This window comes from Mycobacterium canetti CIPT 140010059, from assembly GCF_000253375.1.
Taxonomy (GTDB): Bacteria; Actinomycetota; Actinomycetes; order Mycobacteriales; family Mycobacteriaceae; genus Mycobacterium; species Mycobacterium tuberculosis.
This window is the reverse complement of record NC_015848.1, coordinates 4,318,486-4,337,007: the sequence shown is the minus strand read 5'-3', so window position 1 is coordinate 4,337,007 and position 18,522 is coordinate 4,318,486. Positions and strand designations below refer to the sequence as shown.

The following is an 18,522-nucleotide window of genomic DNA, read 5'->3' as shown; positions in this document are numbered from 1 at the left end:
TCGGATGAGTGAAGATGTGGTGACTCGACCTCCGGCAAACCTGGTCGCCGGGGTGGTCAAGGCGATCCGCCCGCGCCAGTGGGTGAAAAACGTGCTGGTGCTGGCCGCGCCGCTGGCCGCGTTGGGCGGCGGTGTCCGCTACGACTACGTCGAGGTGCTCAGCAAGGTGTCGATGGCCTTCGTGGTGTTCAGCCTGGCCGCCTCGGCGGTGTACCTCGTCAACGATGTGCGCGACGTCGAGGCAGACCGGGAGCACCCCACCAAAAGGTTCCGGCCGATCGCCGCCGGCGTGGTGCCCGAGTGGCTGGCGTACACCGTGGCGGTGGTACTGGGAGTGACATCGCTGGCCGGTGCCTGGATGCTGACCCCGAACCTGGCGCTGGTAATGGTCGTCTACCTCGCCATGCAGTTGGCGTATTGCTTTGGTCTCAAGCATCAAGCGGTGGTGGACATCTGCGTCGTGTCGTCGGCGTATTTGATCCGCGCCATCGCCGGGGGCGTGGCCACCAAAATCCCGCTGTCCAAGTGGTTTTTGCTGATCATGGCATTCGGTTCGCTGTTCATGGTGGCCGGCAAGCGCTACGCCGAGCTGCATCTGGCCGAACGCACCGGCGCTGCGATCCGCAAGTCGCTGGAAAGCTACACCAGCACCTATCTGCGGTTCGTCTGGACGTTGTCGGCCACCGCGGTGGTCTTGTGCTACGGGCTGTGGGCTTTCGAGCGCGACGGCTACAGCGGGTCCTGGTTCGCGGTGTCGATGATTCCGTTCACCATCGCGATCCTGCGCTACGCGGTGGACGTCGATGGCGGCCTGGCCGGGGAGCCGGAAGATATCGCGCTGCGTGACCGGGTATTGCAGCTGCTGGCGCTGGCGTGGATAGCAACGGTTGGGGCCGCTGTTGCCTTCGGCTAGCCTCAAGCTCAACGTCCTCCCAGTCGGGGTGCTGCCCCGCCGGCCGGTGGTCGGGCGGGTCGGTCGGCCGGTGTTTCCGTATGAGCCCATGGTCCGGGTCAGCTTGTGGCTGTCGGTGACGGCGGTCGCCGTGCTGTTCGGCTGGGGGAGCTGGCAACGTCGCTGGATCGCTGACGACGGACTGATCGTCCTGCGGACGGTACGCAACCTATTGGCCGGCAACGGACCGGTCTTCAACCAGGGCGAGCGAGTCGAAGCGAACACCTCGACAGCGTGGACGTATCTGCTGTATGTGGGCGGCTGGGTGGGTGGGCCGATGCGCCTGGAGTACGTGGCTTTGGCCCTGGCCATGGTGCTTTCGCTGCTGGGAATGGTGCTGCTCATGCTGGGGACCGGCCGGTTGTACGCACCCAGCCTGCGGGGCCGTCGGGCGATCATGCTTCCGGCCGGGGCGCTGGTATATATCGCGGTGCCACCGGCCCGCGACTTCGCCACCTCCGGCCTGGAGAGCGGGCTGGTGTTGGCCTATCTGGGGCTGTTGTGGTGGATGATGGTCTGCTGGTCACAGCCGCTGCGGGCCCGCCCGGACAGCCAGATGTTCCTCGGCGCGTTGGCCTTCGTCGCCGGATGCAGCGTGCTAGTGCGGCCGGAATTCGCGCTGATCGGCGGGCTGGCGCTGATCATGATGTTGATCGCCGCGCGGACCTGGCGTCGCCGCGTGCTGATCGTGCTGGCCGGCGGATTCTTGCCGGTGGCCTACCAGATCTTCCGGATGGGCTATTACGGACTGCTGGTTCCGAGTACCGCGCTGGCCAAGGATGCCGCGGGCGACAAGTGGTCGCAAGGCATGATCTACGTGTCGAACTTCAACCGGCCGTACGCACTGTGGGTGCCGTTGGTGCTGTCGGTGCCGCTGGGATTGCTGTTGATGACGGCGCGCCGCCGGCCGTCGTTCCTGCGTCCCGTGCTGGCACCCGACTACGGTCGGGTGGCCCGGGCGGTGCAAAGTCCGCCGGCCGTGGTGGCTTTCATCGTCGGCAGCGGCGTGCTGCAGGCGCTGTACTGGATTCGGCAAGGCGGCGACTTTATGCACGGCCGGGTGTTGCTGGCGCCGCTGTTTTGTTTGCTGGCCCCGGTGGGGGTCATTCCTATTTTGCTGCCCGACGGTAAGGACTTTTCGCGGGAGACCGGTCGCTGGCTAGTCGGCGCGCTCAGCGGGCTCTGGCTGGGGATCGCGGGTTGGTCGCTGTGGGCGGCAAACTCGCCGGGCATGGGTGACGACGCCACCCGGGTCACCTATTCGGGCATCGTCGACGAGCGCCGCTTCTACGCCCAGGCCACCGGGCACGCGCATCCGCTGACCGCCGCGGACTACCTCGATTACCCGCGAATGGCTGCCGTGCTTACAGCGCTCAACAACACCCCGGAAGGGGCGTTGCTATTGCCGTCGGGCAACTACAACCAGTGGGACCTGGTGCCGATGATCCGGCCCTCGTCGGGGACCGCGCCGGGCGGCAAGCCGGCGCCGAAACCGCAGCACGCAGTGTTTTTCACCAACATGGGCATGCTAGGCATGAACGTCGGGCTCGATGTCCGGGTGATCGACCAAATCGGGCTGGTAAACCCATTGGCCGCGCACACCGAGCGGCTGAAGCATGCCCGTATCGGCCATGACAAGAATCTGTTCCCGGACTGGGTGATCGCCGACGGACCCTGGGTGAAGTGGTACCCGGGTATTCCCGGCTACATCGACCAGCAGTGGGTCACGCAAGCCGAAGCGGCCCTGCAATGCCCCGCGACTCGGGCGGTGCTTAATTCTGTGCGCGCCCCGATCACCCTGCACCGATTCCTCTCCAACGTGTTGCATTCCTACGAGTTCACCCGTTACCGCATCGACCGCGTTCCGCGCTATGAATTGGTCCGGTGTGGGCTCGATGTTCCCGACGGGCCCGGCCCGCCACCGCGGGAGTGAGGGGCAATGAGCGCGGGGGCAATACTGACAGCAAGATCACAATTGAGCCGGCACTAGCGGTCGACACATGCCCAGACACTGCGGAAATGCCACCTTCAGGCCGTCGCGCCGGTCCCGAATTGGCCGTGAACGACCGCCGGATAAGGGTTTCGGCGGTGCGCTTGATGCGGGTGGACGCCCGAAGTTGTGGTTGACTACACGAGCACTGCCGGGCCCAGCGCCTGCAGTCTGACCTAATTCAGGATGCGCCCAAACATGCATGGATGCGTTGAGATGAGGATGAGGGAAGCAAGAATGCAGCTTGTTGACAGGGTTCGTGGCGCCGTCACGGGTATGTCGCGTCGACTCGTGGTCGGGGCCGTCGGCGCGGCCCTAGTGTCGGGTCTGGTCGGCGCCGTCGGTGGCACGGCGACCGCGGGGGCATTTTCCCGGCCGGGCTTGCCGGTGGAGTACCTGCAGGTGCCGTCGCCGTCGATGGGCCGTGACATCAAGGTCCAATTCCAAAGTGGTGGTGCCAACTCGCCCGCCCTGTACCTGCTCGACGGCCTGCGCGCGCAGGACGACTTCAGCGGCTGGGACATCAACACCCCGGCGTTCGAGTGGTACGACCAGTCGGGCCTGTCGGTGGTCATGCCGGTGGGTGGCCAGTCAAGCTTCTACTCCGACTGGTACCAGCCCGCCTGCGGCAAGGCCGGTTGCCAGACTTACAAGTGGGAGACCTTCCTGACCAGCGAGCTGCCGGGGTGGCTGCAGGCCAACAGGCACGTCAAGCCCACCGGAAGCGCCGTCGTCGGTCTTTCGATGGCTGCTTCTTCGGCGCTGACGCTGGCGATCTATCACCCCCAGCAGTTCGTCTACGCGGGAGCGATGTCGGGCCTGTTGGACCCCTCCCAGGCGATGGGTCCCACCCTGATCGGCCTGGCGATGGGTGACGCTGGCGGCTACAAGGCCTCCGACATGTGGGGCCCGAAGGAGGACCCGGCGTGGCAGCGCAACGACCCGCTGTTGAACGTCGGGAAGCTGATCGCCAACAACACCCGCGTCTGGGTGTACTGCGGCAACGGCAAGCCGTCGGATCTGGGTGGCAACAACCTGCCGGCCAAGTTCCTCGAGGGCTTCGTGCGGACCAGCAACATCAAGTTCCAAGACGCCTACAACGCCGGTGGCGGCCACAACGGCGTGTTCGACTTCCCGGACAGCGGTACGCACAGCTGGGAGTACTGGGGCGCGCAGCTCAACGCTATGAAGCCCGACCTGCAACGGGCACTGGGTGCCACGCCCAACACCGGGCCCGCGCCCCAGGGCGCCTAGCTCCGAACAGACACAACATCTAGCGGCGGTGACCCTTGTGGTCGCCGCCGCTAGATGTTTCCTAAATCCCGTCCCTAGCTCCCGCCGCGGGCCGTGTGGTTAGCTACCTGACGGGCCAGGGGTTGGCCGGGGCGGTCTGACGCCGGGTGCACACAGCCTTACACGACGGAGGTGGACACATGAAGGGTCGGTCGGCGCTGCTGCGGGCGCTCTGGATTGCCGCACTGTCATTCGGGTTGGGCGGTGTCGCGGTAGCCGCGGAACCCACCGCCAAGGCCGCCCCATACGAGAACCTGATGGTGCCGTCGCCCTCGATGGGCCGGGACATCCCGGTGGCCTTCCTAGCCGGTGGGCCGCACGCGGTGTATCTGCTGGACGCCTTCAACGCCGGCCCGGATGTCAGTAACTGGGTCACCGCGGGTAACGCGATGAACACGTTGGCGGGCAAGGGGATTTCGGTGGTGGCACCGGCCGGTGGTGCGTACAGCATGTACACCAACTGGGAGCAGGATGGCAGCAAGCAGTGGGACACCTTCTTGTCCGCTGAGCTGCCCGACTGGCTGGCCGCTAACCGGGGCTTGGCCCCCGGTGGCCATGCGGCCGTTGGCGCCGCTCAGGGCGGTTACGGGGCGATGGCGCTGGCGGCCTTCCACCCCGACCGCTTCGGCTTCGCTGGCTCGATGTCGGGCTTTTTGTACCCGTCGAACACCACCACCAACGGTGCGATCGCGGCGGGCATGCAGCAATTCGGCGGTGTGGACACCAACGGAATGTGGGGAGCACCACAGCTGGGTCGGTGGAAGTGGCACGACCCGTGGGTGCATGCCAGCCTGCTGGCGCAAAACAACACCCGGGTGTGGGTGTGGAGCCCGACCAACCCGGGAGCCAGCGATCCCGCCGCCATGATCGGCCAAGCCGCCGAGGCGATGGGTAACAGCCGCATGTTCTACAACCAGTATCGCAGCGTCGGCGGGCACAACGGACACTTCGACTTCCCAGCCAGCGGTGACAACGGCTGGGGCTCGTGGGCGCCCCAGCTGGGCGCTATGTCGGGCGATATCGTCGGTGCGATCCGCTAAGCCAGGTGCCGATGCGAGCTGCCTGGCCGCTATCGGATGATCCTTGCGGCAGACGTGCACGACATCGCGACTCGGGCGAAGCCGCGTAGCGGGCCGGTACCGTAGAGGGAGTGCGGCAACGGGCGGGATGGCCGCGCTATCGCGCGGCGCGGGTGCACCCCTTTCGCGTGCGCTACCGACTCTGTTAGCAGGAGAACATGGCCAAGAACTCTCGGCGTAAGCGCCACCGAATCCTTGCCTGGATAGCGGCGGGCGCGATGGCGTCCGTCGTAGCGCTGGTCATCGTGGCCGTGGTGATCATGCTGCGCGGCGCCGAGTCGCCGCCCAGCGCGGTGCCGCCAGGAGTTTTACCACCGGGGCCCACCCCAGCACATCCGCACAAACCCCGACCGGCCTTCCAGGATGCGTCCTGCCCCGACGTGCAGATGATCTCGGTTCCCGGAACCTGGGAGTCATCGCCGCAGCAGAACCCACTGAATCCGGTGCAGTTTCCGAAGGCGTTGCTGCTCAAGGTAACTGGGCCGATCGCCCAGCAATTCGCACCCGCCCGGGTGCAGACCTACACAGTTGCCTACACGGCCCAATTCCACAATCCGCTGACCACGGATAATCAGATGTCGTACAACGACAGCCGGGCAGAGGGCACCCGCGCGATGGTGGCAGCGATGACCGATATGAACAACAGGTGCCCGTTGACCAGCTATGTGCTGATCGGGTTTTCGCAGGGCGCGGTGATCGCGGGCGACGTGGCTAGCGATATCGGCAACGGCCGGGGACCCGTGGACGAGGACCTAGTACTAGGCGTGACGCTGATCGCCGACGGTCGTCGTCAGCAGGGGGTGGGTAATCAGGTCCCGCCTAGCCCGCGCGGCGAAGGCGCCGAGATCACCCTGCACGAAGTCCCAGTGTTGTCCGGGCTTGGTTTGACTATGACCGGCCCGCGGCCGGGCGGTTTTGGTGCGCTCGACGGCCGGACCAACGAGATCTGCGCCCAGGGCGACCTGATCTGTGCGGCCCCGGCACAGGCGTTCAGTCCCGCCAACTTGCCGACTACGCTGAACACCCTGGCCGGCGGCGCCGGCCAGCCGGTCCATGCTATGTATGCGACACCCGAATTCTGGAATTCCGATGGAGAACCGGCGACCGAGTGGACGTTGAACTGGGCGCATCAACTTATCGAAAATGCGCCCCACCCCAAACATAGGTGATATTTCCCCGAGGACGATGGACGCTAGGCGGCGGTCCACCGATGAACCGGGCGACTCGACACCGCCCCGCGTACGCTGATGGCGGCCTCGAACAGCGGTACCTTGTGATTTGGTCTGTCAGGCACCGGCCCTTAACATTAAGAGAAAACTAAGAGCATGTGCAGGACCCAGTCGGGTCAAAGCTGGCTGCAAACTGCGTTCGCCGACGTGAGCGCGGTAGGGGTTGATGTGCGCGGGTAACCCGTTGGCGGAGCCGACACCCGGTGGCCGCCGGCAGAGCCGGCCGAGATGTTTGTGACAGGAGAGAGTGGGATGGCGTACCACAACCCGTTCATCGTGAATGGAAAGATCAGGTTCCCAGCCAACACCAACCTGGTTCGTCACGTCGAAAAGTGGGCGAAGGTTCGTGGCGACAAGCTGGCCTACCGGTTCCTGGACTTTTCCACCGAACGAGACGGTGTCGCGCGCGACATCTTGTGGTCTGACTTCAGCGCGCGCAACCGTGCGGTGGGAGCCCGCCTGCAGCAAGTCACCCAGCCGGGTGACCGCGTCGCCATCCTGTGCCCGCAGAACCTGGACTACCTCATCTCCTTCTTCGGCGCCCTCTACTCCGGCCGCATTGCGGTGCCGTTGTTCGACCCGGCCGAGCCGGGGCACGTCGGTCGGTTACACGCGGTGCTCGACGACTGTGCCCCGTCGACGATCCTGACCACCACCGACTCCGCCGAAGGGGTCCGCAAGTTCATCCGGGCCCGATCGGCCAAGGAGCGCCCGCGCGTCATTGCCGTCGACGCGGTGCCCACCGAAGTCGCCGCCACCTGGCAGCAGCCCGAGGCCAACGAGGAAACCGTCGCGTACTTGCAGTACACGTCGGGTTCCACCCGCATACCGAGCGGCGTGCAGATCACCCATCTGAACCTGCCCACCAATGTGGTGCAGGTGCTCAATGCCCTGGAAGGACAGGAAGGCGACCGCGGGGTCAGCTGGCTCCCGTTCTTCCACGACATGGGTCTGATCACGGTGCTGCTGGCGTCGGTGCTAGGCCACAGCTTCACCTTTATGACGCCCGCGGCGTTCGTGCGGCGGCCCGGTCGCTGGATCCGCGAGCTCGCCCGCAAGCCCGGAGAAACCGGTGGCACCTTCTCTGCGGCGCCGAACTTCGCATTCGAACACGCCGCGGTGCGCGGTGTGCCTCGAGACGACGAGCCGCCGCTGGACCTGAGCAACGTCAAGGGCATCCTCAACGGCAGCGAGCCGGTGTCGCCGGCGTCGATGCGCAAGTTCTTCGAAGCATTTGCGCCGTACGGTTTGAAGCAGACCGCCGTCAAGCCGTCCTATGGGCTAGCGGAGGCCACGCTGTTCGTCTCGACCACGCCGATGGACGAGGTGCCCACCGTGATCCACGTGGACCGCGACGAGCTGAACAACCAGCGGTTCGTTGAGGTGGCCGCCGATGCACCCAACGCCGTCGCCCAGGTCTCTGCGGGCAAGGTCGGGGTCAGCGAATGGGCGGTCATCGTCGACGCCGACACGGCCAGCGAACTGCCGGACGGACAGATCGGTGAGATCTGGCTGCACGGCAACAACTTGGGTACCGGTTATTGGGGCAAAGAAGAAGAGTCCGCCCAGACCTTCAAGAACATCCTCAAATCGCGGATCAGCGAGTCGCGCGCCGAGGGCGCCCCAGACGACGCGCTGTGGGTGCGTACCGGCGACTACGGCACCTACTTCAAGGACCACCTCTACATAGCCGGCCGGATCAAGGACCTCGTCATCATCGACGGCCGCAATCACTACCCACAGGATCTCGAGTGCACGGCGCAGGAGTCGACCAAGGCGTTGCGGGTTGGCTACGTGGCGGCCTTCTCGGTTCCGGCCAACCAGCTTCCTCAGACAGTGTTCGACGACTCGCACGCCGGGCTGAAATTCGACCCCGAGGACACCTCCGAGCAGCTGGTGATCGTCGGCGAACGGGCGGCCGGCACGCATAAGCTCGACCACCAGCCCATCGTCGATGACATCCGGGCGGCCATCGCCGTCGGGCATGGGGTGACCGTGCGTGACGTCCTGCTGGTGTCGGCCGGCACGATTCCGCGAACCTCCAGCGGCAAGATCGGCCGCCGCGCCTGCCGTGCGGCCTACCTCGACGGCAGCCTGCGCAGTGGCGTGGGTTCCCCGACGGTCTTCGCCACTTCGGACTGAGGACCCATGGCTGACGTAGCGGAATCCCAGGAGAACGCCCCCGCCGAAAGGGCCGAGCTAACGGTCCCCGAGATGCGCCAGTGGCTGCGCAACTGGGTGGGTAAGGCCGTCGGAAAGGCACCGGACTCGATCGACGAATCGGTGCCCATGGTGGAGCTGGGTCTGTCGTCGCGCGATGCCGTCGCGATGGCCGCCGACATAGAAGACCTGACCGGGGTCACGCTGTCGGTCGCGGTGGCGTTCGCGCATCCGACCATCGAATCGCTGGCCACCCGGATCATCGAGGGCGAGCCGGAGACCGACCTAGCGGGCGATGACGCCGAAGACTGGTCGCGCACCGGCCCGGCCGAGCGCGTCGACATCGCGATCGTGGGCTTGTCCACCCGCTTCCCGGGCGAGATGAACACCCCCGAGCAGACCTGGCAGGCGCTGCTGGAAGGCCGCGACGGGATCACCGACCTGCCCGACGGGCGCTGGTCGGAATTCCTCGAAGAGCCGCGGCTGGCCGCGCGGGTCGCCGGGGCCCGCACCCGGGGCGGCTACCTGAAGGACATCAAGGGCTTCGATTCGGAGTTCTTCGCGGTGGCCAAGACCGAAGCCGACAACATCGACCCGCAGCAGCGGATGGCGCTGGAGCTGACCTGGGAGGCGCTCGAGCACGCCCGCATCCCGGCGTCGAGCCTGCGCGGCCAGGCCGTCGGTGTGTACATCGGCAGCTCCACCAACGACTACAGCTTCCTGGCGGTGTCGGACCCGACGGTCGCGCACCCGTATGCGATCACCGGCACCAGCAGCTCGATCATCGCCAACCGGGTGTCCTACTTCTACGACTTCCACGGACCGTCGGTCACCATTGACACCGCGTGCTCGAGTTCGCTGGTGGCCATCCACCAGGGGGTGCAGGCGCTGCGCAACGGCGAGGCCGACGTAGTGGTCGCCGGCGGGGTGAACGCGTTGATCACACCGATGGTCACCCTGGGTTTCGACGAGATCGGTGCGGTGCTGGCGCCCGACGGCCGGATCAAGTCGTTCTCAGCCGACGCCGACGGCTACACCCGCTCCGAAGGCGGCGGCATGCTGGTGCTCAAGCGGGTCGACGACGCCCGCCGCGACGGCGATGCGATCCTGGCCGTGATCGCCGGCAGCGCGGTCAACCACGACGGCCGGTCCAACGGGCTGATCGCGCCCAACCAGGACGCGCAGGCCGACGTGCTGCGCCGGGCCTACAAGGACGCCGGCATCGATCCGCGCACCGTCGACTACATCGAGGCGCACGGCACCGGCACCATCCTCGGCGACCCCATCGAGGCCGAGGCGCTGGGCCGGGTGGTCGGTAGGGGCCGTCCGGCCGATCGGCCGGCGCTGCTGGGTGCGGTGAAAACCAACGTCGGGCACCTGGAATCGGCGGCCGGCGCGGCCAGCATGGCCAAGGTGGTGCTGGCGCTGCAGCACGACAAACTGCCGCCGTCGATCAACTTCGCCGGCCCCAGCCCCTACATCGACTTCGACGCGATGCGGTTGAAGATGATCACCACGCCCACCGACTGGCCGCGATACGGCGGCTACGCGCTGGCCGGGGTGTCCAGCTTCGGCTTCGGCGGCGCCAACGCGCACGTGGTGGTGCGCGAGGTCCTGCCGCGTGACGTGGTGGAAAAGGAACCGGAACCCGAGCCGGAACCCAAGGCGGCCGCCGAACCCGCCGAGGCGCCCACGTTGGCAGGCCACGCGCTGCGGTTCGACGAGTTCGGCAACATCATCACCGACTCGGCGGTCGCCGAAGAGTCGGAGCCCGAACTGCCCGGAGTCACCGAGGAGGCGCTGCGGCTCAAGGAAGCCGCATTGGAAGAGCTTGCGGCCCAAGAGGTTACGGCACCATTGGTCCCGTTGGCGGTGTCGGCGTTTCTGACGTCCCGCAAGAAGGCGGCGGCCGCCGAGTTGGCGGACTGGATGCAAAGCCCGGAAGGCCAGGCCTCCTCGCTGGAATCGATCGGCAGGTCGCTGTCGCGGCGCAACCACGGCCGTTCCCGCGCGGTGGTGTTGGCCCACGACCACGACGAGGCCATCAAGGGCCTGCGCGCGGTCGCCGCGGGCAAGCAGGCGCCGAACGTGTTCAGCGTCGACGGGCCGGTGACCACCGGCCCGGTCTGGGTGCTCGCCGGATTCGGTGCCCAGCATCGCAAGATGGGCAAGAGCCTGTACCTGCGCAACGAGGTGTTCGCGGCGTGGATCGAGAAGGTCGACGCCCTGGTCCAAGACGAGCTGGGCTACTCGGTGCTGGAGCTGATCCTGGACGACGCGCAGGACTACGGCATCGAGACCACCCAGGTCACCATCTTCGCGATCCAGATCGCGCTGGGTGAGCTGCTGCGCCATCACGGCGCCAAACCGGCCGCGGTCATCGGCCAGTCGCTGGGTGAGGCCGCGTCGGCCTACTTTGCCGGCGGGCTGTCGCTGCGGGATGCCACCCGGGCGATCTGCTCGCGCTCGCACCTGATGGGCGAGGGTGAGGCGATGCTGTTCGGCGAGTACATCCGGTTGATGGCGCTGGTGGAATACTCCGCCGACGAAATCAGAGAAGTGTTCTCCGACTTCCCGGATCTCGAGGTGTGTGTCTACGCCGCGCCCACCCAGACGGTCATCGGCGGCCCCCCCGAGCAGGTGGACGCGATCCTTGCCCGCGCCGAGGCCGAGGGCAAGTTCGCCCGCAAATTCGCGACCAAGGGCGCCAGCCACACCTCGCAGATGGACCCGCTGCTGGGTGAGCTCACCGCGGAGCTGCAAGGCATCAAGCCGACGAGCCCGACGTGTGGGATCTTCTCGACGGTGCACGAGGGCCGTTACATCAAACCCGGCGGCGAACCCATCCACGACGTCGAATACTGGAAGAAGGGGCTGCGGCATTCCGTCTACTTCACCCACGGCATCCGCAACGCCGTCGATAGCGGGCACACCACCTTCCTGGAGCTGGCACCCAATCCGGTGGCGCTGATGCAGGTCGGCCTGACCACCGCCGATGCCGGGCTGCATGACGCCCAGTTGATCCCGACGCTGGCCCGTAAGCAAGACGAGGTCTCCTCGATGGTCTCGACCATGGCGCAGCTGTATGTGTACGGCCACGACCTGGACATACGCACGCTGTTTAGCCGCGCCAGTGGGCCGCAGGATTACGCGAACATTCCGCCGACCCGGTTCAAGCGCAAGGAGCACTGGCTGCCCGCGCACTTCTCCGGCGACGGCTCGACGTACATGCCGGGCACCCATGTCGCCCTGCCGGATGGGCGGCACGTCTGGGAGTACGCGCCGCGGGATGGCAATGTGGACTTGGCCGCGTTGGTCAGGGCCGCCGCCGCCCACGTGCTTCCGGACGCGCAACTGACCGCCGCCGAGCAGCGCGCGGTGCCCGGCGACGGCGCCCGGCTGGTGACGACGATGACCCGTCACCCCGGCGGCGCCTCGGTGCAGGTGCACGCCCGCATCGACGAGTCCTTCACGCTGGTCTACGACGCCCTGGTGTCCCGAGCGGGGTCCGAATCGGTGTTGCCCACCGCGGTGGGTGCGGCGACGGCGATCGCGGTTGCGGACGGGGCGCCTGTCGCGCCGGAAACGCCCGCCGAAGACGCGGACGCCGAGACGCTTTCGGACAGCCTGACCACCCGTTACATGCCGTCCGGCATGACCCGATGGTCGCCTGATTCCGGTGAGACCATCGCCGAGCGGCTGGGCCTGATTGTCGGGTCTGCGATGGGCTATGAGCCCGAGGACCTGCCGTGGGAGGTGCCGCTGATCGAGCTTGGCCTGGACTCGCTGATGGCGGTGCGCATCAAAAACCGCGTCGAGTACGACTTCGACCTGCCACCGATCCAGCTGACCGCGGTGCGCGACGCCAACCTCTACAACGTGGAGAAGCTGATCGAATACGCGGTCGAGCACCGCGACGAGGTGCAGCAGCTGCACGAGCACCAGAAAACCCAGACCGCTGAGGAGATCGCGCGGGCCCAGGCCGAATTGCTGCATGGCAAGGTGGGCAAGACCGAGCCGGTCGACTCGGAAGCCGGGGTTGCGCTCCCGTCGCCGCAAAACGGCGAGCAGCCAAACCCGACCGGGCCCGCGCTCAACGTCGACGTGCCGCCGCGGGACGCTGCCGAGCGGGTCACCTTCGCCACCTGGGCGATCGTCACCGGCAAGTCCCCGGGCGGCATCTTCAACGAGCTGCCCAGGCTGGACGACGAGGCCGCGGCCAAGATGGCGCAGCGGCTTTCCGAGCGCGCCGAAGGCCCGATCACCGCCGAGGACGTGCTGACGTCGTCGAACATCGAGGCGCTGGCCGACAAGGTGCGCACGTATTTGGAGGCCGGGCAGATCGATGGGTTCGTCCGCACCCTGCGGGCGCGGCCCGAAGCAGGCGGGAAGGTGCCGGTGTTCGTGTTTCATCCGGCCGGCGGCTCGACGGTGGTGTACGAGCCGCTGCTGGGCCGGCTGCCGGCGGACACCCCAATGTATGGCTTCGAACGGGTCGAGGGGTCGATCGAAGAGCGTGCACAGCAGTACGTGCCGAAGCTGATCGAGATGCAGGGCGACGGGCCCTATGTCCTGGTGGGTTGGTCGCTGGGCGGTGTGCTGGCCTACGCGTGCGCGATCGGTTTGCGGCGGCTGGGCAAGGACGTGCGGTTCGTCGGGCTGATCGACGCGGTGCGCGCCGGTGAGGAGATCCCGCAGACCAAGGAGGAGATCCGCAAGCGCTGGGACCGCTACGCCGCCTTCGCCGAGAAGACGTTCAACGTGACCATCCCGGCGATCCCGTACGAGCAGCTCGAGGAGCTCGACGACGAGGGCCAGGTCCGGTTCGTGCTGGACGCCGTCAGCCAGTCCGGTGTGCAGATCCCGGCCGGGATCATCGAACACCAACGCACGTCGTATCTGGACAACCGGGCGATCGACACCGCCCAGATCCAGCCGTACGACGGGCATGTCACCCTCTACATGGCCGATCGCTACCATGACGACGCGATCATGTTCGAGCCCCGCTACGCCGTGCGCCAGCCGGACGGCGGGTGGGGCGAGTACGTTTCCGACCTCGAGGTGGTGCCGATCGGTGGCGAGCACATTCAGGCCATCGACGAGCCGATCATCGCCAAGGTGGGCGAACACATGAGCCGCGCGTTGGGGCAGATCGAGGCCGATCGAACAAGTGAGGTAGGCAAGCAGTGACCGTCACCGAGCCGGTTCTGCACACCACCGCCGAGAAGCTGGCGGAGCTGCGCGAACGCCTGGAGTTGGCCAAGGAACCCGGCGGTGAGAAGGCCGCCGCCAAGCGCGACAAGAAGGGCATCCCGAGTGCCCGCGCCCGCATCCACGAGCTGGTCGATCCGGGTAGCTTCATGGAGATCGGAGCGCTGTGCCGCACCCCCGGTGACCCCAACGCGCTCTACGGGGACGGCGTGGTCACCGGACATGGCCTCATCAACGGCCGGCCGGTCGGCGTGTTCTCGCACGACCAAACCGTGTTCGGCGGCACCGTCGGGGAGATGTTTGGCCGCAAGGTGGCCCGGCTGATGGAGTGGTGCGCGATGGTCGGCTGCCCGATCGTCGGCATCAACGACTCCGGCGGCGCCCGCATCCAAGACGCCGTCACCTCGCTGGCCTGGTACGCCGAGCTGGGGCGCCGCCACGAACTGCTCAGTGGGCTGGTGCCGCAGATCTCCATCATTTTGGGCAAATGCGCTGGGGGAGCGGTGTATTCGCCGATCCAGACCGATCTGGTGGTGGCGGTGCGCGACCAGGGTTACATGTTCGTCACCGGCCCCGACGTCATCAAGGACGTCACCGGTGAGGACGTCAGCCTCGACGAGCTGGGGGGCGCCGACCACCAGGCGAGCTACGGCAACATCCATCAGGTGGTGGAGTCCGAGGCCGCCGCATACCAGTACGTGCGGGACTTTCTGTCGTTTCTGCCGTCCAACTGCTTCGACAAACCGCCGGTCGTCAACCCCGGGCTGGAACCCGAAATCACCGGCCACGATCTGGAACTCGACTCGATCGTGCCGGACTCGGACAACATGGCCTACGACATGCACGAGGTCCTGCTGCGGATCTTCGACGACGGCGACTTCCTCGACGTCGCTGCCCAGGCCGGGCAGGCGATCATCACCGGCTACGCGCGGGTGGACGGGCGGACCGTTGGTGTGGTGGCCAACCAGCCCATGCACATGTCCGGGTCGATCGACAACGAGGCGTCCGACAAGGCCGCACGGTTCATCCGGTTTAGCGACGCGTTCGACATCCCGCTGGTGTTCGTCGTGGACACACCGGGGTTTTTGCCCGGGGTGGAACAGGAAAAGAACGGGATCATCAAGCGCGGTGGGAGGTTCTTGTACGCGGTGGTCGAGGCTGATGTGCCGAAGGTGACGATCACCATCCGCAAGTCCTACGGCGGTGCCTACGCGGTGATGGGGTCCAAGCAGCTGACCGCCGACCTGAACTTCGCCTGGCCCACCGCGCGCATCGCGGTGATCGGCGCCGACGGGGCCGCGCAGTTGCTGATGAAGCGTTTCCCGGACCCGAATGCGCCGGAGGCGCAAGCGATCCGGAAGAGCTTCGTCGAGAATTACAACCTCAACATGGCGATCCCGTGGATCGCCGCCGAGCGCGGGTTCATCGATGCCGTCATCGACCCGCATGAGACCCGGCTGCTGTTGCGCAAGTCGATGCACCTGCTGCGGGACAAGCAGCTGTGGTGGCGGGTGGGCCGCAAGCACGGCCTGATCCCGGTCTAGCTGGGTAGCGCGAGCAGACGTAAAAGCCCCCAAATTCGGTACGAATTGGGGGCTTTTACGTCTGCTCGGCAGTGAACGCGCCCGCCACGAGTTCGTCGAAACGCTGCAGCGCCTCATCGCAATCTGCGTCGATACCGCGCAGCGGGCCTTGGTCGGCGAGATACCGGCGCGCGTACAGGCGGGCGACGAGTGCCTTGCGGTCGGTGCCGCGGGTTGCCCGTTCCCAGGCGGCCTGCTCGGTGAGCAACGCGCCGGCGTAGACGTCGCCCATGAATTGGGCCAGCGGGAACAGCCGCGCCTCGGCCAGCTGCCTGTCGAGTTTGGTCCAAGCGGTGATCGCCGCGTCGAGGTCCTCGATGCGGCGCGAGACCAGCCGCGTGGTGTCGTCATCGCCGGACACCGACACCGCATCGCGCAGCCGCGCCAACAGTGTCTCGTGAGCGCGCGTCTGCTCGATCCCGCGCCGCACATCCAGACACAGGATGTTGTCGGGGCCCTCCCAGATCGTGTTGACTTGCGCGTCACGCAGCAACCGGGCCACCGGCCAGGTCTCGATGTAGCCATTGCCGCCGTGGATCTCGATCGCATCCGATGCCACGGTGATCCCGAGCCGGCAAGTCTTAAGCTTGGTGACCGGCACCGCGATACGTTGCGGCAGGCATCTGGGCTGGCGGTGGTTCGCCGCTCCGAAGCCGTCGAACACCATCGCCAGCGCGGCTTCCACATCAACGACCATCTCGGCCAGCTTGCGGCGCATCAGCGGCTTGTCGATGAGCGCCCCACCGAATGCCCGCCGCTGCCCGGCGTAGCACAGCGATTCGACCAGCGCGCGGCGCGCGTTGCCGAGGGCGAACGAGGCGGTGCCCAACCGCAATCTGTTGGTCAGCTCCATCATGCGGGTGAGTCCCTTGCCGTCGGACGGGCCCGCGTCAGCGCTCGGTTCGCCGGACAACAGAAAGGCTTCGGCGTCGACGAACTCGATTTCACCGGAGGCGACAGAGCGGGTGCCGAGCTTGTCCTTCAGCCGACGGATACGCACGCCGTTGCGGGAACCGTCACGGCGCGTCCGTAGCACGAGGAAGGTGGCCACACCTCGAGTCGAGTCAGGCGCCCCCTCGGGCTTGGCCAACACCACGAACGCCTCCCCGGCGCAGTTGGACGCAAACCACTTGAAGCCGTTCAGCAGCCACACGTCGCCGCTGCGGGTGGCCGTCGTCTCCAGAGCTCCCAGATCGGAGCCGCCCGCACGCTCCGTCAGCAGCTGCGCGGCCTCGCCGTCCCACTCGCCGGAATTGAGTTTGCCTAGGACGAATTCGCGCACATCGGGTGGCGCGTAGGCAGTCACCAGCGACCGGACCATGTTGCCGCCAGTGGCGAGCGCGCAAGCCATACCGATATCGGCCTGGTTGAGCAGATAGTCGGCGGCGAAGAGTGCCAGCGACGGCTTGACGCCGGCCCGTGCCGCGTCGTCGCGCACGGCTTGTCGGGCCTCGATGACGGCGCGCTTGGATTGGATGAACGATTCCGGCAGCACTACCCGGCTGATGTCATGCCCCCACCGGTCGTAGCGTTCGAGCCGCGGGGGGTTGCGGTCGGTTTCCTCGGCCCAACGCGTCACTGGCCCGCCCGTCAGCTCACCAATGCGGGTCAGATGGGGTTCTGCGAACGCCAATTCATCGGGTCGTAGGTAATAGGCCATGATGAACTGCAGGGTCGGATCCGTGAGGTACCAGTTGAGGCCCATGGCCCCGCGATAGTTTTCCGTTTGGTAGCGCTGCGCCTTTTCAGGGGTCGAGAAGGGCAGCTTGTCCACGGCCTCTAGGTCGTACTCGGGCATGCCGCGACCCTATTGCATAGGTTTTATATATGTCTAGCTCTAGGCAGCGATCGTCGAACGGGGCGCTACCGCTAACGGATCAGAGGGCGAAGACCTGGCCGTCCCGCGCGATGGTGGTCATGCCCGAGTAATTCTTCTTGATCTTGTCGAGCCACTGCGAGTCGGGTAGGTCGTCAGGGGCGTAGTGGCTCAGGATCAATTGTTTGGGCTTGGCCGCTGCGGCCACCTCCCCCACCTGCTCTGCGGAGGTGTGTGAGTTCACCAGATAGTTCGGGGGGAAAGCGTTGCCAAAGTAAGCCGTATCGAGGCTGAACACCGCCTCGTGGACCAGAATGTCAGTGCCTTGAGCGAGGGTAATCAGGTTGTCGGACTTAGTGGTGTCACCCGAGAAGGTAACGGACACACCCGATTTCTTCAGATCGAAGCGGAATCCGAACGCTGGGTAGACGTCGTAGTGGGAGACCAGCGTTGCGGTGACGGAAACGTTGTCGTCCGATGCAACCGAGAACGGGCTCATCTTTGGCGCTCTGTTGCGGTAGTCCGATCCTGGTGGTAGCCCGATCTCCGTGACTTTAACCAGGTCCGCAACGTTGTCAATGCCGTAGTCGCGGATGAAGATGTTGCTGGTGTAAGCGAACGCTCGATGCAGCGCTTCGGTGGCCGCGGCAAGGCCCGGTGTCGGGTTGGCGGGGTTGACGGTGGCTGGATTCGGGTTGCCGACTTCACTTGGCGGCAAACCCCCAGCTGGGCCCGGACCATAGACCAGGACCGGCGCTCGACCGGGTGGGGCAAGGAAGCCACCGGAGAGAAAGAAGTTGTAGTAGTCGACGATGTGGTCGGTGTGCAAGTGGGTGATAAACATGGCTTTGAGATCGTCGAATTGCAGGCCCGCGTTGGTGAATGCGTTCAGCGAGCCCAGGCCGCAATCGATCACGTACAGATCGCGGCCAATTTTCAGCACCGACGAGATTCCTACTCTGCTGGGCGTAGGCGGCGGGCCGGCGGCGACCCCGAGCGTGATCAGCGCATTGTCGGGCAACCGGGGTGATGATGGCTGAGGAGACTTTTGTGGACTGCACGCCGACGCGCCCAACACCCCTGCGCCGACGACGGCTAACCCTGCCGCAGTCAGGGCGGACCGCCTCGTTGCGGCTGCGCGCCGTTCGTGTGTGCCAACATGGCCGGCCTGGTGCATACCGAGCAGCATAGGAGGCCTAACTGATGGGG

10 protein-coding genes are annotated in these 18,522 nt (G+C 66.3%); 8 read left to right on the top strand and 2 right to left on the bottom strand.

Annotation, left to right across the window (positions count from 1 at the left end; translation table 11 throughout):
• Window positions 1–4 precede the first annotated feature (4 nt).
• From MCAN_RS20115 to MCAN_RS20080, 8 genes are all read left to right on the top strand, one after another.
• Window positions 5–913 carry a decaprenyl-phosphate phosphoribosyltransferase gene (locus tag MCAN_RS20115; protein ID WP_014001965.1) on the top strand — a complete coding sequence of 303 codons (909 nt, stop codon included), beginning with the start codon at window positions 5–7 and terminating at the stop codon, window positions 911–913.
• Window positions 888–2,885 (top strand): terminal beta-(1->2)-arabinofuranosyltransferase, encoded by a 1,998-nt coding sequence (gene aftB / locus MCAN_RS20110; protein WP_009936680.1) that lies wholly within the window; start codon window positions 888–890, stop codon window positions 2,883–2,885. Before MCAN_RS20115 ends, aftB begins: the two co-directional genes overlap by 26 nt.
• A 294-nt stretch (window positions 2,886–3,179) precedes the next feature.
• Window positions 3,180–4,196, top strand: coding sequence for a diacylglycerol acyltransferase/mycolyltransferase Ag85A (gene ag85A, locus MCAN_RS20105; protein ID WP_003900759.1), 1,017 nt, complete (start codon window positions 3,180–3,182; stop codon window positions 4,194–4,196).
• A gap of 179 nt (window positions 4,197–4,375) precedes the next feature.
• Window positions 4,376–5,275, top strand: coding sequence for an esterase family protein (locus MCAN_RS20100; RefSeq protein ID WP_003420783.1), 900 nt, complete (start codon window positions 4,376–4,378; stop codon window positions 5,273–5,275).
• Window positions 5,276–5,472: 197 nt separating this feature from the next.
• The gene (locus MCAN_RS20095) at window positions 5,473–6,483 is read left to right on the top strand and encodes a phospholipase (protein ID WP_003420779.1); all 1,011 of its coding nucleotides are present in this window, start codon (window positions 5,473–5,475) and stop codon (window positions 6,481–6,483) included.
• A gap of 312 nt (window positions 6,484–6,795) precedes the next feature.
• Window positions 6,796–8,685, top strand: a complete 1,890-nt coding sequence (fadD32, locus tag MCAN_RS20090) for a long-chain-fatty-acid--AMP ligase FadD32 (RefSeq protein ID WP_017351216.1) — start codon at window positions 6,796–6,798, stop codon at window positions 8,683–8,685.
• Window positions 8,686–8,691: 6 nt separating this feature from the next.
• On the top strand, window positions 8,692–13,893 hold the full coding sequence (gene pks13 / locus MCAN_RS20085) for a polyketide synthase Pks13 (protein WP_014001964.1): 5,202 nt from the start codon (window positions 8,692–8,694) through the stop codon (window positions 13,891–13,893).
• Complete coding sequence (locus MCAN_RS20080; protein ID WP_014001963.1) at window positions 13,890–15,458, top strand: acyl-CoA carboxylase subunit beta; 1,569 nt, start codon at window positions 13,890–13,892, stop codon at window positions 15,456–15,458. Before pks13 ends, MCAN_RS20080 begins: the two co-directional genes overlap by 4 nt.
• Window positions 15,459–15,513: 55 nt before the next feature.
• Here MCAN_RS20080 and MCAN_RS20075 read toward each other — a convergent pair whose 3' ends face one another.
• Both MCAN_RS20075 and MCAN_RS20070 read right to left on the bottom strand, forming a co-directional pair.
• Window positions 15,514–17,295, bottom strand: a complete 1,782-nt coding sequence (locus MCAN_RS20075; RefSeq protein WP_014001962.1) for a DNA alkylation response protein — start codon at window positions 17,293–17,295, stop codon at window positions 15,514–15,516.
• A gap of 79 nt (window positions 17,296–17,374) precedes the next feature.
• Complete coding sequence (locus tag MCAN_RS20070) at window positions 17,375–18,502, bottom strand: MBL fold metallo-hydrolase (protein WP_003420646.1); 1,128 nt, start codon at window positions 18,500–18,502, stop codon at window positions 17,375–17,377.
• Between the last annotated feature and the right edge of the window lie 20 nt (window positions 18,503–18,522).